Raw genomic sequence first — 26,915 nt, forward strand, 5'->3', positions numbered from 1 at the left:
CCCGGCGCGGGCTGCTATTCGGGTTTCGGCGGGGCCGGTGGGCGCCCCCGACGGCCCGGCGGGGTCCGCCGCGCCGTCGCCGGTGAGCTGCGCCACCGCCTCGCGGTGTAGATCCGGCAGCATGCGGCCCACGGCGTCCCCGAGCGTTTCGAGCACCACCTCCTGTGCCGGGGCGGCGAGCGGCGGGCGTTGCTGGACACGCAGCAGCAGGTCGGCCACCTGCGCTGCGGCCAGCGGGTTGAGCGGCTCGCGCACGCGCACCGTGGGGAGGGCGGCGTCCAGGGCGCGGGTGGTCGGCTCGGTCGTCGCTGCGGTGCGGCTGCGCAGATCGGTCAGAATGCGCGCCGCCGCGCTGTGGTGCGCCGGGGTGGGTGGCGGGTCAACGGCCGCCGGGTCGATGAGCCCGGCGAAGCGGTACTCGAGACCGGCGCGCAAGACCTCTTCCATGTCGTGGCGGTGCAGTCGGACCATCTGCATGTCTTGGCGGTAGGCGTCACCCTGCTCGCCGCCGCCGGCCAGCTCGTGGAGCCGCTCCTGCGCCTCGTGCAGGCCCTGACGCAGCGATCCCACCAGACGGCCCTCGACGTGGCGGCGCAGCCGCTCGATCCGACCGGGGATCGCCCGACCCTGACCGCGTTCGGTGCGGGCGAGGTAGACGACATTGTCCGGGGGGTGCTCGGTCATATCGGCTTCGCTCATGGGTCGGGAGGATACCCGCGACGGGCAGATGTGAGAAGGCGACTCAAGGGGTTACCGGCGCCGCTGCAGCTGCGCCAACTTGTCAGCCCCCGGAGCATCGGGTATCTTCCAGAACCGTTGTCTGCCGACGAGACCGTCAGGAGATCGGCCTCGCATGCTTGCTGCAGTACTTTCCGGATTCGTGCTCGCCGCCCTCGTGCCGTGGCTGCAGCCCGTCCTGGGCCGCCGCGCCGGCTGGGCCTTCGCCGCGCTGCCCGCGGTGCTCACCCTCTATTTTGCCACCTTCCTGCCGCAGATTGTCGGCGGCGAGACGGTGTGGATGGAGTACACCTGGGTGCCCGGGCTCGACGTCAACCTGTCCTTTTACGTGGACGGGCTGTCGCTGCTCTTCGCCCTGCTGATCTCGGGGATCGGCACCTTCGTCCTGCTCTACGCCAGCGATTACCTGGATGGCGACGAGCGTCAGCCGCGCTTCTACGTCCACATCCTCGCCTTCATGGCGTCGATGCTGGGCTTGGTGCTCTCCGATAACCTCATCACCCTGTTCATCTTCTGGGAGCTGACCAGCATTACCTCGTACATGCTGATCGGCTACGACAACGAGGATGCCAAGGCGCGGCGCTACGCCCTGCAGGGTCTGCTGGTGACCGTTGGCGGTGGTTTGGCGCTGCTCGCCGGTTTCATCATGCTGGGGATCGTCGGCGACACCTACACGATCTCCGAGCTCCTGAAGCAGGGCGATGTGATCCGCGAGCACGAGTGGTACGTGCCGCTGACCCTGCTGATCCTCCTCGGCGCCTTCACCAAGTCGGCCCAGGTGCCGTTCCACTTCTGGTTGCCGCGGGCCATGGCCGCGCCGACCCCGGTGTCGGCCTACCTGCACTCGGCCACCATGGTGAAGGCCGGCGTCTTCCTGCTGGCCAAGCTGCACCCGGCACTGGGTGACACCACGCTGTGGATGACGCTGCTGCCGCTGGTCGGCGCCATCACCATGTTCACCGGCGCCTACTTCGCCGTGCGCAGCACCGGGATCAAGGGGGTGCTGGCCAACTCCACGGTGATGGCCCTGGGTACGCTGACCATGCTCGCCGGCATCGGTACCGAGGGGGCGATGATCGCCTTCGGCGCCTTCCTGCTGGCGCACTCGCTCTACAAGGGCGCCCTGTTCCTGGTCGCCGGCGCCCTCGACCACGAGACCGGCACCAAGGACGTCCTCAAGATGGGCGGCCTGCGCCACGCCATGCCGAAGACGGCGGTGCTGGCCGCGGTCTCGGCCCTGTCACTGGCCGGCATCCCGCCGCTGTTCGGCTTCCTCGGCAAGGAGCTGATGCTTGAGTCGGTGCTGGAGGCGCCCTACCTCTCCGCGGTGCTGGCCCTGCTCGCCCTGGGCACCGCCGTGCTCGTGGTCATTGTCGCCGGCATCGTGGCCATCCGGCCGTTCTTCGGCGAGCGCACCGAGACCCCGAAGGAGCCCCACGAGGCGCCGCCGGGGATGCTCGCCGGGCCGGCGGTCCTCGGTGTCCTGAGCCTGCTCTTCGGGGTGTTCCCGTTCATTCCCGAGGGACTGATCGGTGCCGTGGCCTCATCGCTGGCCGGTGAGCAGATCTCGGTGAGCCTCTCGCTCTGGCACGGGGTCAATCTGCCGCTGGTCATGTCGCTGTTCGCCATTGCCGCCGGCGCCTTCCTGTTCACCCGCTGGGATCAGGTGCGCGAGGCGATGGCCCGGTACGACTGGCTCTATGAGCGCGGCCCGGAGGCCGGTTACTTTCGCACCCTCGACGCCCTGGTCTGGAGTGCGGACTGGCAGACCCGCGTGCTGCAGAACGGTTACCTGCGCCACTACATCACCACCACGGTGCTGACCACTGTACTTCTGGTCGGTTACACCCTCGCCACCCGCTACGACGGGGGCTTCGGCGCCGGCCTCGAGGTCTACTTCTACGAGTGGATCATCGCCGGTGTGCTGATCGCCTCGGTGCTCTTCGCCTGCGTGACCAACTCGCGGCTGGGGGCGGTGGCGTCGCTGGGCGTGATGGGCTTCACCGTGGCGCTGATTTTCATCCTGTTCAGCGCCCCGGATCTGGGCATCACGCAGATCCTGGTGGAGACCCTGACGGTGATCCTGCTGGTCCTGGTGCTCTTCCGGCTGCCCGGCTTCATGAACTTCTCCACGCCGCAGCAGCGGGTGCGCGACGGCGTGGTGGCCGCGGTGATGGGCGTGCTGGTGACCTCGCTGCTGCTGATCACCATCGATGTCCAGTTCGCCGAGCCGATCTCGGCCTACCACCTGGATGAGAGTGTGCCGCTGGCCCACGGCCGCAACGTGGTCAACGTGATCCTGGTGGACTATCGGGCGCTGGACACCCTGGGCGAGATCTTCGTCGTCGCTCTGGCCGCCATCGGCGTCTACGCCATGGTCAAGTACCGGGTGACCGGTGAGAGCAGTCCCGCCGAGAAGGAGGACAACCAATGATCCAGCCCGGGTCCCTGATCCTCTCGACGATGGCGCGGCTGTTGCTGCCGCTGCAGCTGCTGTTCTCCATCTTCATGCTGCTGCGCGGTCACGACCTGCCCGGCGGCGGTTTCATCGCCGGGCTGGTGGCCTCCTCGGCGTTCATCCTCTACCTGTTCGCCTTCGGCGTGCCGGCCACGCAGCAGGTGCTGCGGGTGGATGCACGGACCATCGCCGGGGTCGGCCTGGTCATCGGCACCCTGGCCGCCGTACCGCCGATCTTCATCGGCGAGCCCTTCTTCAAGGCGCTGTGGTGGTATCCGGAGATCCCGCTGATCGGGGAGGTGAGCATCAACACGCCGCTGATCTTCGACGTCGGGGTCTACCTCACCGTGCTCGGCTCGGTGCTGGCCATCGTGGTGAGCCTGGCGGAGGCGGAGGAGTAAGGCTATGGAACCGTTAATGGCCGTCCTGGTGGGCATCATGTTCGCCGCCGCCATCTACATGATGCTGCGCCGTTCCATCGTCAAGCTGGTCATCGGCCTGATCCTGCTCTCCAACGCGGCGAACCTGCTGTTCTTCACCGCCGCGGGGATGACGCGGGGGGCGCCGCCGCTGATCCCCGAGGGCGCCGACGGGCCGTTGGGCGCGGTGGGTGATCCGCTGCCCATGGCCCTCATCCTGACCGCCATCGTGATCGCCTTCGGCGTGCTGGCCTTTGCGCTGGTGCTGATCAACAAGGCGTATCAGGTGGTGCAGGCCGACGATCTGGATCAGATGAAGGATACGGACACGTGAGTCTGCAAGTCGCCATACCGGTACTGCTGCCCCTGCTGCTGGGCGCCGTCTCGCTGGCGGTCCACCGCCACCTGACCGTGCAGCGCTGGCTGGGGGTGCTCGGCACCGGCGCGCTGCTGGCCAGCACCCTGTGGCTGCTGCACACGGTCTGGCACGAGGGCGTGGTGGTGATGCACATGGGCGACTGGAAGGCGCCCTTCGGCATCACCCTGGTCGCCGACCTGTTGGGCGCCATCATGGCGGTGCTCACCGGCATCATGGGCTTCGCCACCGCCGTGTACTCTACGGCCACCACGCCGCGCGGGCACGAGCACTACGGCCACTGGCCGCTGCTGCACCTGCTGCTCGCCGGTGTGGCCGGCGCCTTCCTGACCGGCGACGTCTTCAACCTCTACGTCTGGTTCGAGGTGATGCTCGTCGCCTCGTTCGCGCTGCTGATCCTCGGCGGCGAGCGGGCGCAGATGGAGGGGGCGATCAAGTACGTCACCCTCAACCTGCTCTCGTCGATGATCTTCCTCTCGGCGGTGGGCATCACCTACGGCCTGGTCGGCACCCTGAACATGGCCGACATGGCGGTGAAGCTCGCCGAGGTGGATCAGCCCGGGCTGGTCACCGTGCTGGCGGCCATGTACATGGTCTCCTTCGGCATCAAGGCCGGTGCCTTCCCGCTCTTCTTCTGGCTGCCGGCGAGTTACCACACGCCGCCGATCGCCATCTCGGCGCTGTTCGCCGGCCTGCTGACCAAGGTCGGTGTCTACGCCCTGTACCGGGTGTTTACGCTGATCTTCACGCAGGAGGTCGCCTACACCCACGAGATCCTGCTTTGGGCGGCCGGCTTCACGATGATCACCGGCGTGCTGGGTGCCGCGTACCACTACGAGGTGCGCCGCATCCTCTCGTTCCACATCATCAGCCAGATCGGCTACATGATCATGGGCCTGGCGCTGTTCACGCCGTTGGCCCTGATCGGCGGTGTCTTCTACATCGCGCACCACATCATCGTGAAGACCAACCTCTTCCTGGTCGCCGGTGTGGCCTACCGGATGCTGGGCAGCTACGAGCTGCGCGACCTGGGCGGGCTCTACAAGCACCGGCCGTTCCTGGGGCTGCTCTTCGCCGTGCCGGCGCTGTCGCTGGCCGGCCTGCCGCCGTTGTCCGGGTTCATCGCCAAGCTGATCGTCATCTGGGCCGGCGTCGAGCAGGCTTCCTGGGGGATCGTCTTTGTGGCCCTGCTCACCGGCCTGCTGACCCTCTACTCGATGACCAAGATCTGGCAGGAGGCGTTCTGGCACGGGGTGCCCGAGCATGTGCAGGACACCTCGGTGCTCACCGGCGAGCGGCGCGACCCGGGCCTGTGGGCCATGTATCTGCCGATCGCCGGGCTGGCGCTGCTGACCCTGTTCATCGGTCTTTACGCGCAGCCGCTCTACGAGCTGGCCGAGGCCTCCGCCAAGCAGCTGCTTGATCCGCAGGTCTACATCGACGCCGTGCTGGAGGAGGGTGCGCAGTGATCCCATTCGCCTGGAACGTCGTCCTGGCCATGGTCTGGGTGGTGCTGACCGCCAACTTCAGTGCGGTCAATGCCCTGTTCGGCTTCCTGCTCGGCTATGGCGCCATCGCCGTGATGCAGAACCAGCTGCCGGCGTTCGCCGGCTACGGCCAGCGGGTGCCGCGGTTCATCCGTTTCGTGTTCTTTTACATCTGGGAGCTGATCAAGGCCAACGCCCGGGTCGCCTACGATGTGGTCACGCCGGAGTGGGGCATGCGGCCGGGGGTGATCGGTGTCCCGCTGGAGGCTCGCACGGACGGCGAGATTACGGTGGTTGCCAACCTGATCAGCCTGACCCCGGGGACGCTGTCGCTGGACGTCTCCACCGACCGGCGGGTGCTCTACATCCACGCCATGTACATCGAGGATGAGGAGGCGCTGCTGGATGAGGTCAAGGAGCTGGAGCGCCGGGTGCTGGAGGTGATGCGCTGATGCTCGGGATTGCCGCAACCCTCGTCTTTGCCATGCTCTCGGCGTCGCTGGTGCTGGCCTTCGTGCGCCTGGCCAAGGGACCGATGCTGCCCAATCGGGTCGTGGCGCTGGAGCTGATCGCCTCGATCCTGGTCGGGTTCATCGGCGTCTACGCCATCCACACCGGTGTTGACCACTTCATCGACGTGGCCATCGTCTTGGCCCTGCTCGCCTTCATGGCCGCGGTGGGGTTCGCCCGGTATCTGGAGAAAGGGGGGCCGCGGGATGACTGATTTCCTGCAGGAGCTGATCGCCTCGGTCCTGTTGTTGCTCGGCGGCGGGTTGATGCTCATCGCTGCGGTGGGCCTGTACCGCCTGCCGGATCTGCTCACCCGGATGCACGCCACGACCAAGGCCGGCGCCCTGGGGGCGGCGCTGATCATCGCCGGGGTGGCGGTGCACTTCGCCGACGCCTCGGTGACGGCACGGGCGGTGGCGATCATCGTCTTCATCGTGCTCACCGCCCCGGTGGCCGCCCACGTCATCGGCCGGGCCGGCTACTTCGTCGGTGTGCCGCTGTGGGACGGGACGATCAAGGATGAACTGCGCCACCACTACGACCCCGAGACCCACGTCCTGCGCAGTGGGCTCGAGGATCGGGACGAGCACTAGTCCTCGTCGCGCCGCCGTGAGGCGAGCCGTTCCAGGGCCTCGCGCAGCGCCGGGTCGCTGCTGGTGGCGGCGGCCCGGCGCAGGGTGTTGGCGGCCTGCTCGCTGAGCGGCCCGGGTCCCTGGAGCTTGCGCGGGGCCGACGAGGCCGGGGCGACGCGCACGGTCACCCGCCGCGGCCGCTGCCCGGAGATCGCCTCGGCGGCGTCCTGGAGCTGGCGCGACAGGTAACGAAGCCGCGTTCCCCAGCCGCTGCCGTCGGCGATCAAGACCATCTCCTCCTCATCCAGTCGGGCTAGGCGCCAGTGGCCCTGCGTCTCCGGCGGCAGGTTCCGCTGCAGCCGCCGCCCGAGCCGCTCCAGCCCACGGGCGTGGTCGATGACGGCGCGCAACGGCCCGGGGCGCTGTGCCAGGCGCGGCGCGATCCGGTGCAGTTTGCCCTCACGGCGCGGAGGGCGGGCCGGGTTGAAGCGTTTCGGGTCGCTCATGTCGTCGGAGTCTCCGGTCCCCGGCGCTCGGATGCAAGGGGGACCGCGCCCCGGTGGGCTGAATCGGCGGCCGACGCCTTACCCTCCCGCACCGATTATCTGTATCCTGTTGGACTTGACTTCGCCGGAAATCTGTATCGAGTGCCCATGTTTTCAGCCATCGCCAAACGCGTCTTCGGAACCCGTAACGATCGTGCGCTGAAGCGTCTGCGCAAGCGGATCGAGGCCATCAACGCGCACGAGCCGGAGCTGCAGAAGCTATCCGACGAGCAGCTTCAGGCAAGGACCGAGGCGTTCAAGGCGCGGCTCGCGCAGGGCGAGACCCTGGACGATCTCCTCGAGGAGGCGTTTGCCGTCGTGCGCGAGGCCTCGCGCCGGGTGCTGGGCCTGCGCCACTTCGATGTTCAGCTGCTCGGCGGCATGGTCCTGCACGACGGCAACATCTCGGAGATGAAAACGGGCGAGGGCAAGACCCTCGTCGCCACGTTGCCGGTCTACCTCAACGCCCTGACCGGTCGCGGCGTCCACGTGGTGACTGTCAACGACTACCTGGCCCGCCGTGACGCCGAGTGGATGGGCCGGCTCTACCGGTTCCTCGGCATGGAGGTGGGCGTGGTGGTGCCGCGCCAGCCCCGCGAGGAGAAGATCGCCGCCTACCAGGCCGATATCACGTACGGCACCAACAACGAGTTCGGCTTCGACTACCTGCGCGACAACATGGCCTTCCGCAAGGAGGACAAGGTCCAGCGGGATCTCTACTACGCGCTGGTCGACGAGGTCGATTCCATCCTCATCGACGAGGCCCGCACGCCGCTGATCATCTCCGGCCCGGCGGAGCAGGCCGGCGAGCTCTACGAGGCGATGTCCCGGCTGGTGCCGCGCCTGCAGGCGCAGAAGCCCGAGGAGCGCCCCGAGGAGACCCCGGAGCTGGGACCGGGTGACTACTACGTAGATGAGAAGGCCCGCCAGGTGTATCTCACCGAAGGGGGCCATGACCGGGCCGAGGAGCTGCTGCGCGAGGAGGGGCTCATCGGCGAGAACGACTCGCTCTACGATGCGCGCAACATCAACGTGGTCCACCATCTCAATGCGGCGCTGCGGGCCCATACCCTCTACGAGCGCGACGTCCACTACCTGATCCGTGACAACCAGGTGGTCATCGTCGACGAGTTCACCGGGCGCGCCATGCCCGGCCGGCGCTGGTCCGAGGGTCTGCACCAGGCAGTGGAGGCCAAGGAGGGCCTGCCCGTCCAGGCCGAGAACCAGACCCTGGCGTCGATCACTTTCCAGAATTACTTCCGGCTCTACGACAAGCTGGCTGGTATGACCGGCACGGCGGATACCGAGGCCTTCGAGTTCCAGCATATTTACAGCCTGGAGGTGCTCTCCATCCCCACCCACCGGCCGATGGTCCGCGCCGATCATCACGACCTGGTCTACCGCACCGCCGACGAGAAGTACGAGGCGATCATTGCGGATATCAAGGACTGCGTGCAGCGCGACCAGCCCGTGCTCGTGGGCACCACCTCCATCGAGGCCTCGGAGCGCCTGTCCAAGGCGCTCAAGGAGGCCGGCGTGGAGCACAACGTGCTCAACGCCAAGCACAACGAGAGCGAGGCGCAGATCATCGCCGACGCCGGCCGGCCGGGTGCGGTGACCATCGCCACCAACATGGCCGGTCGCGGCACGGACATCGTCCTCGGCGGCAACCTGGACCAAGAGCTGGCCGAGCTCGGCGATGACCCCGACCCGGCCGAGGTGGAGCGGCGCAAGGCCGAGTGGCAGGACCGCCACGACCGGGTGGTGAATGCCGGTGGTCTGCACGTGATCGGTACCGAGCGCCACGAATCCCGCCGCATCGACAACCAGTTGCGTGGGCGCTCCGGGCGTCAGGGCGATCCGGGGTCGTCGCGCTTCTACCTGTCGCTGGAGGATTCGCTGCTGCGCATCTTCGCCTCGGAGCGCATGTCCGGCATGCTCCAGAAGCTTGGCATGGAGCACGGCGAGGCCATCGAGTCGGGCATGGTCTCGCGGGTGATCGAGAACGCCCAGCGCAAGGTCGAGGCGCACAACTTCGACATGCGCAAGCACCTGCTGGAGTTCGACGACGTCGCCAACGACCAGCGAAAGGTGGTCTACGAGCAGCGCAACGAGCTGCTCGAGGCCGATGACGTCTCCGAGACGGTGGACGCCATCCGCCAGGACGTGGTCGACAAGGTGATCTCCGAGTACATCCCGCCGGGGTCCATCGACGAGCAATGGGACGTCGCCGGGCTGGAGCGTACCCTCAAGGAGGAGTTCGGCCAGGAACTGCCCGTCCAGCGCTGGCTCGACGAGGACGACAGCCTCCACGAGGAGACCCTGCGCGAGCGCATCCAGTCCGAGATCGAGAAGGCCTACCGGGCCAAGGAGGCCGAGGCGGGTGCCAGCGTCGTGCGCCACTTCGAGAAGGCGGTGATGCTCCAGGTTCTGGACAAGCACTGGAAGGAGCACCTGGCCGCCATGGACTACCTGCGCCAGGGGGTGGGGCTGCGCGGCTATGCCCAGCGCAACCCGAAGCAGGAGTTCAAGAAGGACGCCTTCGCCATGTTCCAGGAGATGCTCGAGGGCCTGAAACGCGACGCCGTCGGCGTGCTGCTGCGCGTCCAGGTCCGCGCCGAGGAGGACGTGGAGGCCGTCGAGGAGCAGCGCCGGCAGGAGGCGGAGCGTATGCAGATGCGCCATGCCGCGCCGGCCTCCGCCGCCGCAGGCGCCGTGACTGCCGCCGGGGGGAGCGCCTCGGCGGCCGAGGGCGAGGGCGCGCGCGGCGGCGATAGCCGGCAGCAGGCCGCCGGGGGGCGGGGGCAGGAGACCGTGGCCCGCGAGGGCCCCAAGGTCGGGCGCAACGAGTCCTGCCCCTGTGGCTCCGGCAAGAAGTACAAGCACTGCTGCGGGAAGCTCTGAGATGTCGGGCGCAGATGCGGTGATCCATCCAGTGCCCGGGTTCCGCCTTGGTACGGTCTCGGCCGGTATCCGCAAGCCCGGGCGGCCGGATCTGGTGGTCATGGCCTTGCCCGAGACGGGGCGTGCCGCGGCGGTGTTCACCCGCAACCGCTTCCGGGCTGCTCCGGTGCGCATCGCCGAGCGCCATCTGGCCGCCACCGCGCCGCGTTATCTGCTGATCAACACCGGCTACGCCAACGCCGGGACCGGCGAGCGTGGCGAGGCCGACGCCCTGGCCTGTTGCCGTGGCGTGGCCGAGCAGGCCGGATGCGCCGTCGAGGCCGTGGTCCCCTTTTCCACCGGCGTGATCGGTGAGCCGCTGCCCGTCGAGCGCATCACTGCCGGCATCCCCGGGGCGTTCGAGGCGCTGGAGGAAAACGGTTGGCAGGCGGCGGCGGTTGGTATCCAGACCACGGACACCCGGGAGAAGATCGCCAGCTACCAGGTGACGCTGGCCGGCGGTACCTGCACGGTGACCGGGATCGCCAAGGGGGCGGGGATGATCCGCCCGGACATGGCCACCATGCTCGCCTTCCTGGCCACCGATGCCGAGATCTCCGATGCGGCCCTGGCCGACTGCCTGCGCCGCGCCACCGAGCGATCGTTCAACCGGGTCACCGTCGACGGAGACACCTCCACCAACGACGCCTGCCTGTTGGCTGCCACCGGGCAGGGGCCCCGCGTGCCCGATGAGGGGGGCGACTTCGAGCGCTTCCAGGCCGCCGTCGAGGCGGTCTGCATCGATCTGGCCCGGGCCATCGCCGCCGACGGCGAGGGGGCAACGCGGCTGGTGGATGTCGCGGTCGAGGGGGCGCAAGATACCGCCGAGGCCGAGCGGGTGGCCTTTACGGTGGCGGAGTCGCCGCTGGTCAAGACCGCCCTCGCCGCGGCCGACCCCAACTGGGGCCGGATCCTCGCGGCCGTCGGCCGGGCAGGCATCGACGACCTCGACGTCGATGCCGTGGTCCTGTCCATCGGCGACCAGGTGGTTGCCCAGCGCGGTGCGGTTGCCCCCGACTACGACGAGGCGGCCGCCGCCGCGTATCTGGCCGGCTCTGAGGTGCGCCTAGGGGTGGACCTCGGCCGCGGTGGGGCGGCCGCCACCGTGTGGACCTGCGACCTCACCGCGGAATACGTCCGCATCAACGCCGAGTACCGGACCTGAGCGAGACCCGGGTGGCAGGCGGCGTCGTCCCCGAACCGATCCACGTGGCCGCTGGGGTGCTTCGCGGCGGTGATGGCCGCGTGCTCGTCCAGTGTCGGCCGAAGCACTTGGATCACGGCGGTCTGTGGGAGTTCCCCGGGGGCAAGATCGAGCCGGGCGAGTCGGTGGCCGCGGCCCTGGTCCGCGAACTGGCCGAGGAGCTGGGCATCCGGATCCAACCGGGGGCCCTGCGCATCCGTGTCCCGTGGACGTACGGCCATCGACGGGTGGTGCTTCACGTCCTCGATGTTGCCGAGTGGTCCGGGCAGCCCCACGGCCGCGAGGGTCAGAGCCTGGACTGGCTCACCGCCGAGGAGATGGGCGGTCGGGCGTGGCCGGCTGCCAACTGGCCGATCATCCGCTCGCTGCAGCTCCCCGATCGCTACCTGATCACGCCCGCAAAGCCAACCGATGAGGCTGCCTGGCTGGACCGCGTGGACGCGGCCCTGGCGTTGGGCGTACGCCTGGTCCAGCTGCGTCGCCCGGATCTGGATCCGGCGGCCTGGGTGCGCCTGGGGCGCGCCCTGCGTGCGCGTTGTGACGCCCACGGGGCGAGGCTGCTGGCCAACGCGCCGGCGGAGCAGGCCCGGGCGGTGTGGGCCGACGGCGTGCACTGGAGCAGCCGCGCGCTGGCAGCTGGGCCAGAGCGCCCGCACTGGGCGCGCTGGGTCGGTGCCTCCTGCCACGATGCCGGCGAGCTGGAGCGCGCCGCCGCCTGCGGCGCCGATTTTGCCGTGCTTTCGCCCGTGCAGTGGACGGCCAGCCACCCCGAGCAGACCGGTATGGGATGGGCGTGTTTTGCCGAGTGGGTGGCCGGGGCGCGCCTGCCGGTCTACGCCCTCGGCGGCGTGGGGCCGGCCGATATCGCGCGGGCGCGTAGCTGCGGTGGGCAGGGTGTGGCGGCCATCCGTGGCCTGCTGGCGGATCACGCCGGGGCCGGCGTGTAAGGTGGGCGCCGGTCTAGAGCGTACAGCGCGCCATTCGGAAGGAGACGTCGGTACCCACCGGTTCCGGTCGGCTGCGGGTATCCGGCTGGCGCAGGAAGCGGATGGTGACCAGGTGGCGGTTGCCGCTGATCTCGGGGATGACGCCGTTCTCGATCGGAGCCTGGAGGCGCAGCATCTGTGTGACCCGGCTGTCGTAGGGGGTGCGCTGCTGCCAGGAGCCGCCCTCGGCCACCTCGTCGGCGAACGCGCCGGCATCGCGCTGGACACGTAGGGCAAAGGTGACCGCTGCGCGCAGGTCCGCGAAGCTGTCGTACCAGCGCTGCATGTCGGCCCGCCGCTCGTCGTAGGGGCGGCTCAGCCAGCGGTGGTAGCTGGGCAGGTCGAAGTTGCAGGTGCCGGCGCCGACGCCAAAGCGCTGGGTGATCAGCCCCAGCAGCTCGTCCTCGCGCAGCTCTTGGCCCAGGGCTGCGTCGGGCTCGCCGACGCGGCGCAGCAGTTGCCGGCAGCGGTCGGTCTCCTCCTGGACCCGGGAAGCGGACCAGACGCCACGGGCGCCCATGTAGGCGGTCTCGGTGGAGAGTCGGTCGAGTTCCTTGATGACCTCCGAGCGCACTTCGCCACGCTCGAGGACGTTGAGGGTGTGGATGAACGCCTCCACCGCCATGCGGCTGTCGATGATCTGCTCGCGCTCCATGGCGGCACTGGCGGTCTCCATGAGGAATTCCAGCCGCAGCAGCGTGCGCAGGCGTTCATTCAGCGGGTGCTCGTAGACGACCCAGTCCTGGTTCTTGTCACTCATCGCGGTGCGTCTCACTCCTGATCGGGGGGTGCGCGGCGGGCCCGGGCCAGCAGCTGGCGGTGCACCTCGGCCACCTGCCCGGCCAGTGAGCCGCGCGCACGGCTGTTGTCGATGACGTAATCGGCCACGGCCAGGCGCTGGCTGCGGCTCGCCTGGCTGGCCAGTCGTTGCTCGGCCGTTTCCTGCCCGAGGCCATCGCGGGCCATGAGTCGCTCGCGCTGTTGGGCCTCTGGCAGGTCGACCACCACCACCGCGTCCATGTCGCGGTCCATGCCAGTCTCAACCAATAAAGGTACCACTGCGACGGCATAAGGGGCACGCAGGCACGCCAGTCTGGCCCGCAACCGCTGCCGGATGCGTGGGTGGAGGATGGCCTCGAGGGTGCGTCGGGCCTCGTCGTCGGCGAAGATGCGCCGACCCAGGGCGGCGCGATCGAGCTGGCCGGCCTCCGTGAGCACAGCCGCGCCGAAGGTCGCGACGACGGCGGCGAGGCCCTCGGTGCCGGGCGCCACCACCTCGCGGGCCAGCAGGTCGGTGTCGATCACCGGCACGCCGCGGGCGGCGAAGAGTCCCGCCACCGTGCTCTTGCCGCTGGCGATGCCGCCGGTCAGTCCGATGCACCGGGTCTTCGCGCGCGTTGTCATACCAGCTGCCAGGCCACGCCGGCGGGCGACAGCACCAGCAGCAGCCAGCCGGCCACGGCCAGCGCCGGGCCGAAGGGCAGGGGCTGGCCGAGGGGGCGGCTGCGCACGGCGAGCAGCACCGCCACTGCCAGCCCGGTCAGGGCGGCGAAGAGCACCAGGGCCGGTAGGGCCTGCCAGCCCAGCCAGGCCCCGAGGGCGGCGGTCAGCTTGAAGTCGCCGTAGCCCATGCCCTCGCGCCCGGTGACCAGGCGGTGACCGTGGAAGATGGCCCACAGCGCTAGGTAGCCCGCCACGGCACCGAGGATGGCATCGGTGGGTGTCGGTGAGCCGGGGTCGACGATGCTCCAGGTCAGGCCGAGCCAGAGCACCGGCAGGGTCAGCGCGTCCGGGAGGAGGTAGTGTTCATAGTCGATGGCCGCCGCAGCGATCAGGACCCAGGTCAGTAGCAGCGGGCCGATGATCAGCGGGGAGAGCCCGTGGCTGGCCACGACCGTCGCCGTGGCAATGCCGGTGAGCGCCTCGATGATCGGGTAGCGCGCCGGGATGCGAGCCCGGCAGCCGCGGCAGCACCCGCGCTGGAGCAGGTAGCTCAGCAGCGGGATGTTCTCCCACGCCCGCAGGCGGCGCTGGCATTGGGGGCAGTGCGACGGCGGCCAGCCCAGGTGGTAGGTCGTCTCTGCGGCGCCCTCCGACTCGGTACCGAGGATGTCCCGGGCCTCGTGGCTCCAGCGCCGCTCGAGCATAGCCGGCAGGCGGTGGACAACCACATTGAGGAAGCTGCCCACCAGCAGGCCGAGCAGGCCGGCACCGCCCCAGATGATCCATTCGGGTAACTGATTCCACGTCTCCATGGCTCTCCGCGCCTGTGCCGGGTAACGGGCGCCCATTGTAGGGGGGGGCGGATCACAGTGTCGTGCCCATGCGAAAGATCGGCAGGTAGAGTGCGCCGACCACCCCGGCGGTGATGACACCGAGCAGGACGATCAGGGCCGGCTCGAGCAGGGCGCCGGCGCGCTGAAGGCGCTCCTCCAGCCGCTGCTGATGCAGCCTCGCGGCGTCGTGGAGCATCTCCTCGAGGCGTCCGCTGTTCTCGCCGATGGCCACCAGCTGGCTGATCTCCCGCGCCTCGGGAAGGTGCTCGCGCAGGGCCGCGGCCAGTGGCTCGCCCGCCTCGATGCGTTTGTGCAGTCGGCTCAGGCGCGGCCCCAGGCCGGCGCCCCCGGCCGCATCGGCCGCGCGCGGCAGGGCTTCGAGCAGGGGTACACCGGCACCGTACAGGCGCGCCAGGGTGGCTGCCCAGCGGGCCAGTGCCGCCTCGAGCAGGAGGCCGCCGAGCCAGGGCAGGCGGGCAACGAGTGCGGTGAGTCGCTGCCGTCGGACCGGATGACGGCGCACCGCCATTGTGAGGGCCATGCCTGCTGCCAGGCCGCCGAGCACCACCACTGGTGCCGCCACGGCGAAAAGCTCGGAAGCGGTCAGCACGGCCCGTGTTGGGGCCGGCAGGGGCTCGCCCCCCTGTTGGAACAAGCCCTCGAAGCGGGGGACCACCGCCGTCAGCAGCAGGCTGATCAAGGCCAGGGCGGCTGTCGCCACCACCGCCGGGTAGCTGAGGGCGCGGCGCAGCAGTGCGACGATGGCCGCCTCGCGCTCGATCTCGGTGGCGACGCTGCCGAGGGCTGCGGGTAGGTCGCCGGTCCACGTGCCGGCGGCGAGCAGGGCGCCATGGACCGGGCGCAGCCCCGGAAACTGACTGCGGAAGGCGGTGGCCGGATCGGTGCCACGCTCGACCGCGTGGCGCACCCCGCGCAACCCCTGGCGCAGCGCCGGTGTGGGGGCCTGGGCCGCCGCCACGCGCAGGGCCTCGCTCAACGGCGCCCCGGCCTCCAGCACCGAGGCCAGCCGGCGGAGGGCGGCGGCGCGCTCGACGCTGCGCGTGCGGCGCCGCCGGGGTCGGGCCGGTTGGCGCCGCACGTCGGTCACCGCCACCCCCCACTCGGCCAGGGCGTAACGCAGGGCGGCCGGTGAATCGGCGTGGCAGCTTCCGCCCAGGCGACGCCCGCCGCGGTCGAGGCCACGCCAGCTCAGGCGGGCCAAGAGTCGGCCTCGTGGGTGACCCGACGCAGCTCGGTGGCGCTGGTCTCGCCGGCCTCCACCAGCGGCCAACCGGCGTCGTGCAGGTCCGGGATGCCGTCCGCCCGGGCGCGTGTCTCGATCTCGCGGGCCGAGGCCCCGGCGAGTACGGCATCGGCCACCGTCCGCGTGAGTGGCATGACCTGGAAGATACCGCGTCGCCCGCAGTAGCCGTCCTGACACTGTGAACAGCCGCGGCGGGCGTAGTCGCCGGGCGGTTCCGCCGCTGCCGGTTGCGCCGGCGAACTCGTGGCGTCGCGGCAGGTCGGGCAGAGGCGGCGCACCAGGCGCTGTGCCACCACCAGGGAGAGGCTGGAGGCCAGATCGTGGCCAGGCAAGCCCATCTGTGCCAGGCGCTCTACCGCCCCGGGGGCGCTGCGCGTGTGCAGGGTGGAGAGGACCAGGTGACCGGTCTGCGCCGCCTTGACGGCGATGGCTGCGGTCTCGGCGTCGCGGATCTCGCCGACCATGATCACGTCCGGGTCCTGGCGCAGGAAGGCGCGCAAGGCCCGGGCGAAGTCGATGCCGGCGCGGCGGTTGACGGCCACGTGGGTCACCCCGGGGGTGTCCAGTTCCACGGGATCCTCGACGGCGCAGATGTTGCGCTCGGGGGTGTTCAGCCGGCGCAGCGCAGCGTGCAGCGTCGCCGTCTTGCCGGAGCCGGTGGGTCCGGTGACCAGGATCAGGCCGTCGGGGCGGTCAAGGGCCGCCTCCAGGGCCTGCCGGGCGGGATCGGGCAGGCCCAGGGCCTCGAGGGTGGTCGGGGCGTCCTGCTCGATCAGGCGCAAGACCAGCTTTTCGCCGTGGACCCCGGGGCAGCTGGCGACGCGGAACTGCACGCGGTGGCCGTCACCGTCGCGGGCTTCCAGGCGACCGTCCTGCGGCAGGCGCTGCTCGGCGACGTCCATCCCAGCGAGCAGTTTGATGCGCGCGGCGATGCGCCCGTGTAGGGCGGCCGGCGGGGCCTCGGCTTCGCGCAGCAGGCCGTCGATACGCAGGCGCACGCGGATCCGGTCGGCTTCCGGCTGAAGGTGGATGTCCGAGGCCCGACGCCGCACGGCGTCGGCCAGGAGACGGTCCACGAGGCGGACCGTGGCACGATCGTCGTCCATGATGCGTTCTCCTTCGGCTTCGTCCCTGAAGCGAAGCTCCAGCGTAGACCGGTCGGCCCCGACGGGGGAAGGGGCCTACCAGTGGAAGCGCTGGTACCGCGGTTTGATCGGCAGCTTGCCGCGCCAGTACTGGATCAGCAGGAAGCCGACCACCATGCCGCCGAGGTGGGCGAAGTGGGCGATGCCGGCCACCGTGCCGGTGATGCCGGCGAACAACTCGAACGCGCCGTAGCCGATGACGAAGTACTTCGCCTTGATCGGGATTGGCGGGATGAGCAGCATCAGCCGGTAGTTGGGGAACATCATGCCGAAGGCCAGGAGGATGCCGAACACCCCGCCCGAGGCGCCGACGGTCGGGTAGATCTGGCCATCCGCCGCTGCCTGGGTGGCGACGAACAGCTGGACCAGACCGGCGCCGATGACGCAGATGAAGAAGTAGAGCGCGAAGGTCCGTGAGCCCCACGCGTACTCCAGGTGGACGCCGAGGATCCACATGGCGAAGAGGTTCACGAACAGGTGCAGCAGCCCGCCGTGCAGGAAGCCGTAGGTGAGCAGCTGCCAGATTTGGAAATCGGGTAGCGGCCCCATGGTCGGGGGTAGGTCCAGCCCCCCGGTCAGCGGCCAGAGTCCGAAGACGGTGATCAGCAGTTGCGGCCCGATCACGATCTGCAGCAGGAAGATGAGGATGTTCGCCGTCAGCAGGAAGCCGATGACCGGCGGAAAGTTCGACAGGGTGGGCGGGCCAGCGTTGTCCATCTCGGGGCTCGGGTCTCCAGTCGGTCTCCAGGGGTCAGTATCGCCGGTGCCCGGCTGCTTGCCTACGGCAGCGGCAGATCTTCCGGCGGGCTATCGGTGCCGAAGTGCAGGGTGATCTCCACCCGGCGGTTTTCGGCGCGCCCCTCGGCGGTCTCGTTGTCGGCGATCGGGCGGATGTCGCCGTAGCCGATGGCGCGCATCCGTCGCGGGTCCAGGCCCTGTTGCTCGAGGTAGCGCAGAACGGCACTGGCCCGCGCCGAGGAGAGCTCCCAGTTCGACGGGAACTGCTCGGTGGCGATGGGGATGTTGTCGGTATGCCCCTCCACCGACAGGCGCACCCCGGTGGCCTCGAGGATCGGGACCAGCTCGTCGATGGCGTCCTGGCCTTCAGCCTGGAGTTCGGCCCGTCCGGTCTCGAAGAGTACGGCGTCGTCGAGCCGGAAGGTGAGGGTCTCCTCCTCGCCCACGGCCTGGATGCCGGCCTCCTCGAGTTCCGCGGGGACTTCAACGGGGTCGGGCTCATCCAGCGGGGCCGGCAGCCCCTCGAGCACGCTGGGGTCACCCTCGAGGATATGCTCGCGCCCCTCCAGGACGCCGTCGCCGAGGCCCTCGCGGTCATCGTCCTCCTCCGGCTCGAGCAGTGCGAGGAGGATGACGAAAACGATCAGCAGGAGGGTGATGACGTCGAGGTAGACCAGCAGCCAGCTGTTGTCCTCCTCCTTGTCGCCCTCCGGTTGGACCTGCCGGTTGAACTGTCGGGTGCGGCGGTTGCTGGGGGTCTGCTCGGCCACGATTTGCCCCCGGGGTCAGCGCTCGGCGCCGGCGGGGCGGTCGCCGCCGCGCGCCTCCGGCCTGCCACCGCCCTGGCCGCCAGTCGGGGAGTTGGCGGCGGCCGCGGCGCGCTGGCTGGTCTCCTCGAGCTGCTGGATCAGGTCCGGGTCCCGGATCTCGTCCTTGTACTGGGCGATGAACGAGTGCAGCGTCTCGCGCATGAGGGTCGGGTTGCGCTTCTGGCACATCAGCGAGATGCCCTGGAGGATCATGTTCAGGGTCACCAGCCGCTGCTCGGTGCGCCGCTCGAGCTTCACCGCGATGGGCTTGAGGACGAGGTTGGCGAGGAGGATGCCATAGAACGTGGTCAGCAGTGCCACGCCCATCTGCTGGCCGATCTGGGCGATGTCGCCGTCGTCGAGGATGAACATCATGTTGATCAGCCCCACCAGGGTGCCGATCATGCCGAACGCCGGCGCAAAGGAGGCCATGACCCGGAAGATCTGCGCCTCGGCGTGTTCCTTGGCGCGCAGCCGCTGGATGCGCCACTGCAGCAGGTCGAGGATGTCCTCCTCCGGTGTCAGGTCGATGAGCAGCTGCACCCCGGTGCGCAGGAAGGGGTTGGCCACGTTCTCCAGCGCGTCCTCCACCGCCCGCACGTCACCCTTGAACCAGAGCTGCGAGATGCGGATCAGCTCCTCCATGTCGTCGCGGGTGTAGACGCGCTCGTTGCGGATGACGATCCACACCAGGCGGAAGACCCGCAGGACCTCGTCCATGGGGTAGGCGAGGAAGGTGGCGGCCAGGGTGCCGCCGATGACGATCGCCAAGCCGGGGAAGTTGAGGAAGACCAGCGCCTCTTCCGCGGCGATGAACAGCACGGAGCCGACCAGGATCAACCCGCCGATGATGCCGACCAGGGTAGACGGGTTCATGGGGGTGCGGCCCTCTGCTGCCTAGCCGGTGCTGCTGGTGGCGTCCCGCAGGGCGCCAAGCAGATCCTCGCGGGCGATCACGCCGACCACGCGACCTTCGTCATCGACCACCGGGAACCCCTTGGTGCGCATGTCCACCATGCGCTGCAGGACGCGGGTCAGGGGCAGGTCCGGTGGCACCGTGATGGGCTCGCGGGTCATGACCTCGTGGACCGGACGCTCCATGATGGCGTCGTAGCGCGGCACCATGGCGTCCGGGGTGAAGGTGAACGCCTTGAGCAGGTCGAGCTTGGTGGCCAGCCCGAGCAGCCGCTGCTGCTCGTCCACCACGGGCACGCCGTTGAAGTCGTGGGCGTCGAACAGGCGCTGGAGCTCGCGCAGCGGGGTCTCGTGGCCCACCGTCTTCGGCGCCGTGGTCATGTAATCGCTTACGCGGTAGCTGAGGAAGTCGTACATGGTCTCCCGTTCGCCTTGTCTGCCCCGGCGGTCGCGCCCCTCGCCTCCGACTATGACACGCCCGCGCGGGGCGAGACCAGACGCCTCAGCGCGAACTCCGCGCCCCGCTGCTGCGCCGGCGCGAAGACGGTCCACGTCCGCTCTGCCCCCCGGAACGGCGCGGGCCTCCGCCGTTGCGCGGCTTGCGCGGCATCTTCGGCGGCGCCAGCTCGGCGAAATACTCCTGCGGCGGCGGCGCCGAGGGGATCTTCTCGGTCAGGTACGCCTCGATGTCCGGCAGCGAGAAGACGTATTCATCGCAGGCCAGGGAGATGGCATCGCCGCTCTCGCCGGCACGCGCCGTGCGCCCGATGCGGTGGACGTAGTCCTCCGGATCGTTGGGCAGGTCGAAGTTGATGACGTGGCTGACGGCGTCGATGTGCAGCCCGCGAGCGGCCACGTCGGTGCCGACCAGCACCGGCAGATCGCCGCTGCGGAAGCGTTCAAGCAGCTGTTCGCGCTTGTTCTGCGGGATGTCGCCGGAGATGACCGCCGCCTCGATGCCGTTGCCCTTGAGGTAGCCCACCAGGCGCTCGGCGGCGCGCTTGGTGTTGGCGAAGATCAGGGTACGCCGTGGGTCGATGTGCTGCAGCAGCCCGACCACGAAGGAGGTCTTGTCCTCCTTGGCCACGTGGTAGAGCGTCTGGCGGACGTGATCGGCGGTGCGCTGCTCGCTCTCTACCGCCACCCGGGGTGGGTCGCCCATGTGCTCCCAGGCCAGCTCCATGACCCGGTAGGAGAGGGTGGCGGAGAACAGCAGGTTGAGCCGCTGCTCGGCCCGGGGCATGCGCCGGAGCAGGAAGCGGATGTCCGAGATGAAGCCGAGGTCGAACATGCGATCGGCCTCGTCAAGGACCACCACCTCGATGTTGCGCAGGCTGAAGACCTTCTGCTTGTAAAAGTCGATGATCCGCCCGGGTGTGCCGATGATGACATCGACCCCGTCCTGGAGCTGCTGGCGCTGCGAATCGTAGCCGGTGCCACCGTAGACGGCGGCGAACTTCAGGCCGGTGTAGGCACCGATCTGCTCGGCGTCGTGGTAGATCTGCAGGGCCAGCTCGCGGGTCGGGGCGAGCATGATCGCCCAGGGGCCGACGGCGTCCTCGTCCACCGGATGGCTCATCAGATGGTGGAGGGTGGCGATGACAAAGGCGGCGGTCTTGCCGGTTCCGGTCTGCGCCTCGCCGGCGATGTTGCCGCCGGCCAGCGTCCGGGGCAGGGTCTCCGCCTGGATCGGGGTGCAGTGGGTCAGGCCCGCGTCATCGAGTCCGTCGAGCACCGCGTCGTGGATGGGTAGGTCGGTAAAACGCTGATCGGTCAGGTGAGTTTCGCTCATGCCGTTCAGGGTACCGGACTCCGCCGCCGCCCGCTAGCCGCCGGGCGGCTCTCCCTGTACGGTGTCCGGCGTAAGGTGGCCGATTGGCGGGAGGTCCCGTGGTCTGGGCAACGAGCAGGGCGCCGCGGCGCGAGGTGTTCGGCTGGGCGATGTTCGATTTCGCCAATCAGGCCTACACCCTGCTGATCATCACCGTCATCTACGGCGACCTGTTCACACGGGTGATCGTCGGCGACGGCGGCGACGACTACCGGCTGGGCAACCTGCTGTGGAGCACGGCGCTGGCGCTGAGCTATCTGGGCGTGGTGGCCACCGCGCCGATCTTCGGCGCGGTCATGGATTACGCGGCGGCCAAGCGCCGCTTCCTTTTCCTCAGCTATATCACCACCGTCGCCGCCACCGCGGCGCTCTACTGGGTGGAGCCGGGATACGTCGTCCTCGGTTTCGTGCTGATCGTGATCTCCAGTTACGCCTACTCCATGGGCGAGGCGTTCATCGCCGGTTTCCTGCCGGATATCGCCGGGCCGCGGGAGATGGGCCGGGTCTCGGGGCTGGGCTGGTCGCTGGGCTACATCGGCGGGCTGTTCGCCACCGCGTTCACGGTGCTGGTCCTCGGCGAGGTCAGTGAGGAGAACTTCGACCGCATCCGCTGGGTGGGGCCCTTCGCCGCCGCGTTCTTCCTGATCTGTGCCATCCCCACCTTCCTGTGGCTGCGCGAGCGCGGCCAGGCGCGCCGGCTGCCGGCCGGGCGGGGCTATATCCGGCTCGGTGCCGAGCGTGTCGGGCGCACCCTGCGCAGCCTCGGCTACCTGCGCGATCTGGCCGTGTTTATGGTCTCACTGCTGATGGCCATGTCGGGGCTGGCCATCGTCATCGCCTACGCCTTCATCTACGGGGCCCAGGTGATCGGCTGGGACGAGCGGGCCCGGCTGATCATGTTCGTGGTGACCCAGTTCTCGGCGGCGGCCGGTGCCATCGGCTTCGGCCTGACCCAGGATCGTTTCGGTGCCAAGCGCACCTACATGGTGACCCTGGTGATGTGGGTGGTGGCGATCCTGCTGATCTGGCTCACGCCGGAGCTGACCGAAGCGCTCAACCGCTGGCTGGGCACGCAGTGGCAGGCACAGTACGTGTTCCTCGCCGCCGGGGTGGCTGCCGGCCTGGCCTTGGGCTCGTGCCAGTCCGCCGGGCGGACGCTGGTGGGCCTGTTCGCACCGCCGGGGCGTGCCGCGGAGTTCTTCGGGTTCTGGGGGTTGGCGACCAAGCTGGCCGCCGCCGGCGGCTTGGTCGGCGTTGGTGCGCTGCAGGCGGCCGTCGGCCTGCAGTCGGCGATCCTGCTGTGTGCGGTGCTGTTCGCCGGTGCCTTCCTGGTCGCCCTGGGGGTCGACGAGGCGCGGGGTCGGGCACGGGGACAGGCTTTGGTAGAGTGAGGCGGGTCGGAATCGATACAGGGAGGGGCCGTCGTGGCCGAGCGTGTCTGGGTTTGTACCGTGTGTGGCTGGATGTACGACGAGAGTCAGGGGGTCCCGGACGAGGGGATCGAGCCGGGGACTGCCTTTGAGGATCTGCCGGAGGGCTTCCTCTGCCCGGAGTGCAGCGCCGGCAAGGAGGCCTTCGAGCCGATGGAGGTGTGAGGTCGACGTGGAGAAGCGAGCAAGTCAACTGACGGGGGTCTACGCGGTGACCCAGCCCCGCCCCGATCTCGAGGATGCCGTGGCGGCCGTGCTGCGCGGCGGGGTGGGGATCGTCCAGTACCGCGATAAGGGTGACGACGGCGAGCGTCGGCGGCGTGAGGCGACGGCGCTGCGTCGGCTCTGCGCGGACGCGGATGCCCTATTCCTGGTCAATGATGACGTGGCCCTGGCCGAGGCCGTCGGGGCCCACGGGGTCCACCTGGGCCGCGACGACGGCTCCGTGACAGCGGCCCGGCAGCGGCTGGGCGATGCCGCCTGGATCGGCGTATCGTGCTACGACGACCTGGAGCGGGCCCGCCGGCTGGTGGCCGAGGGGGCGGACTACGTGGCCTTCGGCAGTGTCTTCCCCTCGCCGACTAAGCCGGAGTCCGGCCTGGCGCCCATGGAGCTGCTGCGCACCGGGCGCGAGGCCACGGGCTGTCCGACCGTCGCCATCGGCGGGATCGACGCCGGGAACCTCCACGAGGTGGCCGCCGCAGGGGCCGACGCCGCTGCCGTGGTCAGCGCGCTATTCGCCGCCGAGGATGCGGAGGCGGCGGCCCGGCAGCTCGTCGCCCAGTGGCAGCGCAGTCGGTAGAATCCCGTCCCGAGACCGAATCACAAGACAAGAGGAGTACCCATGCAGCGCACCCATCAGTTGTTCCAGCAGGCCCGGGAGCTGATCCCCGGCGGTGTCAACTCCCCGGTGCGCGCGTTCAAGGGGGTCGGCGGCGAACCGATCTTCTTCGAGCGCGGCGAGGGGCCGTACATGTGGGACGTGGACGGCAAGCGCTACGTCGACTACGTCTGCTCTTGGGGGCCGCTGGTCGCCGGTCACGCGGATCCCGAGATCGTCCGGCGCGTGCAGGAGACCGCCGCGCGTGGGCTGTCCTTCGGGACCCCGGTGGAACTTGAGGTGGAGATGGCCCGCACCCTCTGCCAGCACGTGCCGTCGCTGGAGATGGTGCGCCTGGTCAACTCCGGCACGGAGGCGACCATGAGCGCCCTGCGCCTGGCTCGTGGCTTCACCGGGCGCGACAAGATCGTCAAGTTCCAGGGCAATTACCACGGCCACGTCGACGCGCTGCTGGCCCAGGCCGGTTCCGGGGCCCTGACCCTGGGCGTGCCCGGGTGCCCCGGCGTCCCGGAGGCTGTGGTCGCCGAGACCCTGACCGTGCCCTACAACGACATCGAGGCGGTGGAGCAGTGCTTCAACGAGCATGGTAGCGAGATCGCCGCGGTGATCGTCGAGCCGGTGGCCGGCAACATGAACTGCGTGCCGCCGGTGCCCGGTTTCCTGGAGAAGCTGCGCGAGGTCTGCGACCGCACCGACGCCCTGCTGATCTTCGATGAGGTCATGACCGGCTTCCGCGTCGGGCCGCAGTGCGCCCAGGGGCGCTACGGCATCACCCCGGACCTGACCTGCCTGGGTAAGGTGGTCGGCGGCGGCATGCCGGTGGGCGCCTTCGGCGGCCGGCGCGAGATCATGGAAGGGTTGGCCCCCACCGGTGGCGTCTACCAAGCCGGGACGCTCTCCGGCAATCCGGTGACCATGGCCGCTGGGCTGGCGACCCTGGAGCGGATCACCGCCCCGGGGGCGTTCGAGGGTCTGGAGCAGACCACCACGCGCGTGGTCGACGGCATCAAGGAGCGGGCCGATGCCGCCGGCATCCCGCTGGCCACGAACCAGGCCGGGAGCATGTTCGGCCTGTTCTTCACGGAAGACGCGCCGGTCACCCGCTTCGACCAGGTCAAGGCCTGCGACCTCGAGGCGTTCAACCGCTTCTTCCACGCCATGCTGGAAGAGGGCGTCTACCTGGCGCCGGCGGCCTTCGAGGCCGGCTTCGTCTCGCTGGCCCACGACGACACGGCGGTGCAGGAGACCCTGGACGCCGCCGAGCGTGCCTTCGCCCGCGTCTAGGCGGGTGCGGGCGCGCGCGGGTGGGCCGCTGCCGGCCCGGACCTGCGCATCCACGGATCCGGCGGGGCTGCGGCCCCTCCGGATCTTTTTATCTGCGGGCAGGTCTGTCCCGAGCGGGGACCGACAGCCTGGAGCAGCGAACTGATGGATCTCTCCTGGATCGCCGGTCTGCTCGACTGGGTGGCGGCCCACCCGGGCTGGGCCACCTTGGTCATCTTCCTCATCGCCCTCTGCGAGGGGGTGGTGGTGGCCGGTCTGATCGTCCCCGGTGCCACGCTGCTGTTCTTCGCGGGGGCCTTGGTGGGCACCGGGCATCTGGAGCTATGGCCGAGTCTGGTCGCCGCCTTTTCCGGGGCTTTCGTCGGCGACTCCATCAGCTATTGGCTCGGTCGCCACTTCGGCGATCGGCTGCGCACCTACTGGCCGCTGCGCCGCTACCCCGGTGCCCTCGCCAAGGGGGACGCCTTCTTCGCTGCTCACGGTGGCAAGAGCCTCTTCTTTGGACGTTTCGTGGGCCCGGTGCGGGGGATCATCCCGGCCATCGCCGGCATGATGAACATGCCGCCGCGGCCCTTCCTGCTCGTGAACCTGGTCTCGGCGGTGCTCTGGGCGCCGGCCTACCTGCTGCCAGGGATGGTCTTCGGCGCCTCGCTGGCCGTGGCCGCATCGGTGTCGCTGCGCCTTGGGGCGCTGCTGCTGATCGCCCTGATCGCTGTTTGGGCCGGCTGGTGGCTGGCGCGCCACCTGATCGCGCCGCGCCTGCGCCGGGCGGCGGCCCTGATCGCCTGGCGGGCCCGGGCCTGGGGACGGGTTCATCCGGTGGCCGCCCAGGTGCTTAGTGGTCCGCGCCACGCCCTGCGCGCATTCAGTTATGGCGCCGGGTGGATCTGGTGGGCGGCGCTGCTCGCCCTGATGGTGCTGACCCTGTACCAGGGGTGGTGGGGCGGGCCAACGCTGGTGGACGAGGCGCTGCTGGCGGTGCTGATGAGCGAACTGGATACCGGCCTGCGCGCGGCTTTCGTCATGCCGGCCCTGCTCCTCGAGCCGCAGGCCTGGGTGCCGGCCTGGCTGGCCGGGGTGGCCTGGGTGGCCTGGGGCGGTCGCCTGCGGGTGGCCGCCGTGCTCGGCCTGATCGTCCCTGCAGCGGCCCTGTTGGCGGTGCTGCTGGGGGTGGTCAGTGGCAACTTGAGCACCGCCACGCTCTACCGCGGCGCCCCACCGCTGGCCTTCCCGTCGCCGGCGCTGGCCGGCTTCACGACGCTGGTCCTGGCCTCAGGGGTCCTGGCCACGGTGGCCTACGGGCCGCTGCGCCGCCCGGTGCAGGTGGTGGGGGTGGGGATCCCGCTGCTGGCCGCAATCGGCGGTGTGGTGGTCGGGGATTTGTGGCTGGCGGATGCGGTGGGCGGCCTGCTGCTGGGCGTGGTCATCGCCGGGCTGGTGGTGCTGGCGCGCACGGCTTCACAGCGGCGCCTTCCGGAGCGAACCTTGCCGGCCATCGTGGCCCTGGTCCTGGTGGCTGGGGTGGTGGTGAAGGCGGCGTTGATCCTCCCCGAGGAGCGCCAGCGCTTCGTCGCCCAGGCCGATCCGCCGGAGCTGACGGTTGCCGAGTGGCTGGAGGTGGGGCCGGCGCACCCGTTCGGACGGGAACTGCGTTGGCTTGACGGCGGCCGCCGTGCGGTGGACCTGCAGTGGTTGGCGGAGCCGGAGACACTGGTTGCCCGGCTCGATGAAGCCGGCTGGCAGGAGCCCCAGCGCCGCCTCTACGGGGCGTTGCGCTGGTTGCAGCCGGAGCCGGATCTGTACCGAATGGCGCCGCTGCCGCGCTGGTACCGGGGGCGTCTGCCGGCGCTGATTCGGGTGATACCGGCCGATTCGGAGCGACGGTTGGTACTGCGCCTGTGGCCGGCGCCGATGAGCGTCACGGGCGAGGCGGCATCGGTGTGGCTGGTCAGCCTGGAGGTGGAGCGCCTCCAGAGCGGCTGGCCGGTGGCGGCGATCCAGTCTCGGCCGGTGACACCCGGTGAGCGCATCCGTGTGGTGGATCGGCTGTTGACCACGGGGGATCTACGCATCCTGGAGCCGGCACAGCCGATCCGCATCTTGCCCGCCCGGGCCCTGTCCGGCGACGCTGGTCGCTGACCCCC

27 protein-coding genes are annotated in these 26,915 nt (G+C 69.7%); 15 read left to right on the top strand and 12 right to left on the bottom strand.

Annotation, left to right across the window (positions count from 1 at the left end; translation table 11 throughout):
• Positions 1–699 (bottom strand): hypothetical protein (locus tag LRG10_RS11670; RefSeq protein ID WP_238635665.1); only part of this gene is annotated, 699 nt, incomplete at its 3' end.
• 154 nt (positions 700–853) lie between these two features.
• On the opposite strand from LRG10_RS11670, the gene LRG10_RS11675 reads away from it, so the two are divergent.
• Genes LRG10_RS11675 through mnhG form a run of 7 tightly spaced genes read left to right on the top strand, consistent with a single transcriptional unit; the run spans position 854 to position 6,581 of the window.
• Positions 854–3,172, top strand: a complete 2,319-nt coding sequence (locus tag LRG10_RS11675; RefSeq protein WP_238635666.1) for a putative monovalent cation/H+ antiporter subunit A — start codon at positions 854–856, stop codon at positions 3,170–3,172.
• Positions 3,172–3,597 carry a Na+/H+ antiporter subunit B gene (locus LRG10_RS11680; protein WP_201172589.1) on the top strand — a complete coding sequence of 142 codons (426 nt, stop codon included), beginning with the start codon at positions 3,172–3,174 and terminating at the stop codon, positions 3,595–3,597. Before LRG10_RS11675 ends, LRG10_RS11680 begins: the two co-directional genes overlap by 1 nt.
• 4 nt (positions 3,598–3,601) lie before the next feature.
• Complete coding sequence (locus LRG10_RS11685) at positions 3,602–3,949, top strand: Na+/H+ antiporter subunit C (protein ID WP_238635667.1); 348 nt, start codon at positions 3,602–3,604, stop codon at positions 3,947–3,949.
• Entirely contained in the window at positions 3,946–5,460 is a 1,515-nt protein-coding gene (locus tag LRG10_RS11690) for a Na+/H+ antiporter subunit D (RefSeq protein WP_201172235.1), read from the top strand. Before LRG10_RS11685 ends, LRG10_RS11690 begins: the two co-directional genes overlap by 4 nt.
• Entirely contained in the window at positions 5,457–5,930 is a 474-nt protein-coding gene (locus LRG10_RS11695) for a Na+/H+ antiporter subunit E (protein ID WP_201172233.1), read from the top strand. Before LRG10_RS11690 ends, LRG10_RS11695 begins: the two co-directional genes overlap by 4 nt.
• Positions 5,930–6,202 carry a monovalent cation/H+ antiporter complex subunit F gene (locus LRG10_RS11700; RefSeq protein ID WP_201172231.1) on the top strand — a complete coding sequence of 91 codons (273 nt, stop codon included), beginning with the start codon at positions 5,930–5,932 and terminating at the stop codon, positions 6,200–6,202. The genes LRG10_RS11695 and LRG10_RS11700 overlap by 1 nt, the downstream gene beginning before the upstream one ends.
• Positions 6,195–6,581: a monovalent cation/H(+) antiporter subunit G gene (gene mnhG / locus LRG10_RS11705; protein WP_238635668.1), complete on the top strand. Its 387-nt coding sequence runs from the start codon at positions 6,195–6,197 to the stop codon at positions 6,579–6,581. Before LRG10_RS11700 ends, mnhG begins: the two co-directional genes overlap by 8 nt.
• Here mnhG and LRG10_RS11710 read toward each other — a convergent pair.
• On the bottom strand, positions 6,578–7,066 hold the full coding sequence (locus tag LRG10_RS11710; protein WP_201172229.1) for a DciA family protein: 489 nt from the start codon (positions 7,064–7,066) through the stop codon (positions 6,578–6,580). The genes mnhG and LRG10_RS11710 overlap by 4 nt on opposite strands.
• A gap of 147 nt (positions 7,067–7,213) precedes the next feature.
• Here LRG10_RS11710 and secA point away from each other — a divergent pair, with 147 nt between their 5' ends.
• Genes secA through LRG10_RS11725 form a run of 3 tightly spaced genes read left to right on the top strand, consistent with a single transcriptional unit; the run spans position 7,214 to position 12,199 of the window.
• Positions 7,214–10,009, top strand: a complete 2,796-nt coding sequence (gene secA, locus LRG10_RS11715; RefSeq protein WP_238635669.1) for a preprotein translocase subunit SecA — start codon at positions 7,214–7,216, stop codon at positions 10,007–10,009.
• 1 nt (position 10,010) lies between these two features.
• Entirely contained in the window at positions 10,011–11,213 is a 1,203-nt protein-coding gene (gene argJ / locus LRG10_RS11720) for a bifunctional glutamate N-acetyltransferase/amino-acid acetyltransferase ArgJ (protein WP_238635670.1), read from the top strand.
• An 11-nt stretch (positions 11,214–11,224) separates the two neighbouring features.
• Positions 11,225–12,199 (top strand): Nudix family hydrolase, encoded by a 975-nt coding sequence (locus LRG10_RS11725; RefSeq protein WP_338018464.1) that lies wholly within the window; start codon positions 11,225–11,227, stop codon positions 12,197–12,199.
• Between the two features lie 13 nt (positions 12,200–12,212).
• On the opposite strand, the gene zapD is transcribed toward LRG10_RS11725, so the two are convergent.
• The 10 genes from zapD to LRG10_RS11775 form a co-directional block, all read right to left on the bottom strand.
• Positions 12,213–12,998, bottom strand: coding sequence for a cell division protein ZapD (zapD, locus tag LRG10_RS11730; RefSeq protein WP_238635671.1), 786 nt, complete (start codon positions 12,996–12,998; stop codon positions 12,213–12,215).
• An 11-nt stretch (positions 12,999–13,009) separates the two neighbouring features.
• Complete coding sequence (gene coaE, locus LRG10_RS11735) at positions 13,010–13,642, bottom strand: dephospho-CoA kinase (protein WP_201172208.1); 633 nt, start codon at positions 13,640–13,642, stop codon at positions 13,010–13,012.
• The gene (locus LRG10_RS11740; RefSeq protein ID WP_238635672.1) at positions 13,639–14,493 is read right to left on the bottom strand and encodes an A24 family peptidase; all 855 of its coding nucleotides are present in this window, start codon (positions 14,491–14,493) and stop codon (positions 13,639–13,641) included. Before LRG10_RS11740 ends, coaE begins: the two co-directional genes overlap by 4 nt.
• A gap of 52 nt (positions 14,494–14,545) precedes the next feature.
• On the bottom strand, positions 14,546–15,736 hold the full coding sequence (locus tag LRG10_RS11745; protein ID WP_238635673.1) for a type II secretion system F family protein: 1,191 nt from the start codon (positions 15,734–15,736) through the stop codon (positions 14,546–14,548).
• A complete protein-coding gene (locus tag LRG10_RS11750) occupies positions 15,724–16,884 on the bottom strand; it encodes a GspE/PulE family protein (RefSeq protein ID WP_238635674.1) in 1,161 nt (386 codons plus the stop codon). Before LRG10_RS11750 ends, LRG10_RS11745 begins: the two co-directional genes overlap by 13 nt.
• Positions 16,885–16,959: 75 nt before the next feature.
• Positions 16,960–17,640: a rhomboid family intramembrane serine protease gene (locus tag LRG10_RS11755; protein WP_201172200.1), complete on the bottom strand. Its 681-nt coding sequence runs from the start codon at positions 17,638–17,640 to the stop codon at positions 16,960–16,962.
• Positions 17,641–17,702: 62 nt separating this feature from the next.
• Complete coding sequence (locus tag LRG10_RS13290) at positions 17,703–18,431, bottom strand: OmpA family protein (RefSeq protein WP_201172198.1); 729 nt, start codon at positions 18,429–18,431, stop codon at positions 17,703–17,705.
• A gap of 15 nt (positions 18,432–18,446) precedes the next feature.
• Positions 18,447–19,346 (bottom strand): motility protein A, encoded by a 900-nt coding sequence (locus LRG10_RS11765; RefSeq protein WP_238634023.1) that lies wholly within the window; start codon positions 19,344–19,346, stop codon positions 18,447–18,449.
• A gap of 21 nt (positions 19,347–19,367) precedes the next feature.
• Positions 19,368–19,802: an HPP family protein gene (locus tag LRG10_RS11770; protein ID WP_201172183.1), complete on the bottom strand. Its 435-nt coding sequence runs from the start codon at positions 19,800–19,802 to the stop codon at positions 19,368–19,370.
• An 85-nt stretch (positions 19,803–19,887) separates the two neighbouring features.
• Positions 19,888–21,177, bottom strand: coding sequence for a DEAD/DEAH box helicase (locus LRG10_RS11775; protein ID WP_238634024.1), 1,290 nt, complete (start codon positions 21,175–21,177; stop codon positions 19,888–19,890).
• Positions 21,178–21,326: 149 nt separating this feature from the next.
• Here LRG10_RS11775 and LRG10_RS11780 point away from each other — a divergent pair, with 149 nt between their 5' ends.
• The 5 genes from LRG10_RS11780 (at position 21,327) to LRG10_RS11800 (ending at position 26,910) form a co-directional block, all read left to right on the top strand.
• On the top strand, positions 21,327–22,607 hold the full coding sequence (locus LRG10_RS11780; RefSeq protein WP_201172562.1) for an MFS transporter: 1,281 nt from the start codon (positions 21,327–21,329) through the stop codon (positions 22,605–22,607).
• A 33-nt stretch (positions 22,608–22,640) separates the two neighbouring features.
• Complete coding sequence (locus LRG10_RS11785) at positions 22,641–22,811, top strand: rubredoxin (RefSeq protein WP_201172163.1); 171 nt, start codon at positions 22,641–22,643, stop codon at positions 22,809–22,811.
• A 7-nt stretch (positions 22,812–22,818) separates the two neighbouring features.
• Entirely contained in the window at positions 22,819–23,448 is a 630-nt protein-coding gene (gene thiE, locus LRG10_RS11790; RefSeq protein ID WP_201172160.1) for a thiamine phosphate synthase, read from the top strand.
• 42 nt (positions 23,449–23,490) lie between these two features.
• Positions 23,491–24,771, top strand: a complete 1,281-nt coding sequence (gene hemL, locus LRG10_RS11795) for a glutamate-1-semialdehyde 2,1-aminomutase (RefSeq protein ID WP_201172158.1) — start codon at positions 23,491–23,493, stop codon at positions 24,769–24,771.
• Positions 24,772–24,915: 144 nt separating this feature from the next.
• Positions 24,916–26,910 carry a DedA family protein gene (locus LRG10_RS11800; protein ID WP_238635675.1) on the top strand — a complete coding sequence of 665 codons (1,995 nt, stop codon included), beginning with the start codon at positions 24,916–24,918 and terminating at the stop codon, positions 26,908–26,910.
• Positions 26,911–26,915: the final 5 nt, after the last annotated feature.

Origin of the sequence: Halorhodospira sp. 9628, from assembly GCF_022228075.1 — a bacterium.
Classification (GTDB): Bacteria; Pseudomonadota; Gammaproteobacteria; order Nitrococcales; family Halorhodospiraceae; genus Halorhodospira; species Halorhodospira halophila_A.

What these genes read in the sequence shown, in the direction of transcription:
- LRG10_RS11775 (WP_238634024.1), bottom strand. Translation starts at nt 21,177, where the DNA reads ATGAGCGAAACTCACCTGACCGATCAGCGTTTTACCGACCTACCCATC.
- mnhG (WP_238635668.1), top strand. Translation starts at nt 6,195, where the DNA reads ATGACTGATTTCCTGCAGGAGCTGATCGCCTCGGTCCTGTTGTTGCTC.
- LRG10_RS11800 (WP_238635675.1), top strand. Translation starts at nt 24,916, where the DNA reads ATGGATCTCTCCTGGATCGCCGGTCTGCTCGACTGGGTGGCGGCCCAC.
- LRG10_RS11710 (WP_201172229.1), bottom strand. Translation starts at nt 7,066, where the DNA reads ATGAGCGACCCGAAACGCTTCAACCCGGCCCGCCCTCCGCGCCGTGAG.
- LRG10_RS11700 (WP_201172231.1), top strand. Translation starts at nt 5,930, where the DNA reads ATGCTCGGGATTGCCGCAACCCTCGTCTTTGCCATGCTCTCGGCGTCG.
- coaE (WP_201172208.1), bottom strand. Translation starts at nt 13,642, where the DNA reads ATGACAACGCGCGCGAAGACCCGGTGCATCGGACTGACCGGCGGCATC.
- LRG10_RS11770 (WP_201172183.1), bottom strand. Translation starts at nt 19,802, where the DNA reads ATGTACGACTTCCTCAGCTACCGCGTAAGCGATTACATGACCACGGCG.
- secA (WP_238635669.1), top strand. Translation starts at nt 7,214, where the DNA reads ATGTTTTCAGCCATCGCCAAACGCGTCTTCGGAACCCGTAACGATCGT.
- LRG10_RS11780 (WP_201172562.1), top strand. Translation starts at nt 21,327, where the DNA reads ATGTTCGATTTCGCCAATCAGGCCTACACCCTGCTGATCATCACCGTC.
- LRG10_RS11750 (WP_238635674.1), bottom strand. Translation starts at nt 16,884, where the DNA reads ATGGACGACGATCGTGCCACGGTCCGCCTCGTGGACCGTCTCCTGGCC.
- LRG10_RS11685 (WP_238635667.1), top strand. Translation starts at nt 3,602, where the DNA reads ATGGAACCGTTAATGGCCGTCCTGGTGGGCATCATGTTCGCCGCCGCC.
- LRG10_RS11755 (WP_201172200.1), bottom strand. Translation starts at nt 17,640, where the DNA reads ATGGACAACGCTGGCCCGCCCACCCTGTCGAACTTTCCGCCGGTCATC.
- argJ (WP_238635670.1), top strand. Translation starts at nt 10,011, where the DNA reads ATGTCGGGCGCAGATGCGGTGATCCATCCAGTGCCCGGGTTCCGCCTT.
- LRG10_RS11765 (WP_238634023.1), bottom strand. Translation starts at nt 19,346, where the DNA reads ATGAACCCGTCTACCCTGGTCGGCATCATCGGCGGGTTGATCCTGGTC.
- zapD (WP_238635671.1), bottom strand. Translation starts at nt 12,998, where the DNA reads ATGAGTGACAAGAACCAGGACTGGGTCGTCTACGAGCACCCGCTGAAT.
- LRG10_RS11675 (WP_238635666.1), top strand. Translation starts at nt 854, where the DNA reads ATGCTTGCTGCAGTACTTTCCGGATTCGTGCTCGCCGCCCTCGTGCCG.
- LRG10_RS11740 (WP_238635672.1), bottom strand. Translation starts at nt 14,493, where the DNA reads ATGGAGACGTGGAATCAGTTACCCGAATGGATCATCTGGGGCGGTGCC.
- hemL (WP_201172158.1), top strand. Translation starts at nt 23,491, where the DNA reads ATGCAGCGCACCCATCAGTTGTTCCAGCAGGCCCGGGAGCTGATCCCC.